The following is a 266-nucleotide window of genomic DNA, read 5'->3' on the forward strand; positions in this document are numbered from 1 at the left end:
GCCAATGAAGGCGCGATCAAACTGGCCCGCAAGTGGGGGCAATTGCACCGCAACGGCGCGTTTGAAATCATCACCTTCGACCATAGTTTTCATGGTCGCACCCTGGCCACCATGTCGGCCTCCGGCAAACCGGGCTGGGATACGCTGTTTGCGCCGCAAGTCAGTGGTTTTCCGAAAGCCGATCTCAATGACATCGCCTCGGTAGAAAATTTGATCAGCGACAAAACCGTTGCCGTCATGCTCGAACCGATACAAGGTGAAGGCGG

General features: G+C 56.0%; 1 protein-coding gene. It reads left to right on the forward strand.

Annotation, left to right across the window (positions count from 1 at the left end):
* Positions 1–266: aminotransferase class III-fold pyridoxal phosphate-dependent enzyme (locus tag QN347_RS20095; RefSeq protein ID WP_323494445.1), on the forward strand; the 266-nt coding region annotated here is incomplete at both ends.

The sequence above is a fragment of the Sphingomonas sp. 10B4 genome (assembly GCF_035019905.1).
Lineage (GTDB): Bacteria > Pseudomonadota > Alphaproteobacteria > Sphingomonadales > Sphingomonadaceae > Sphingomonas > Sphingomonas glacialis.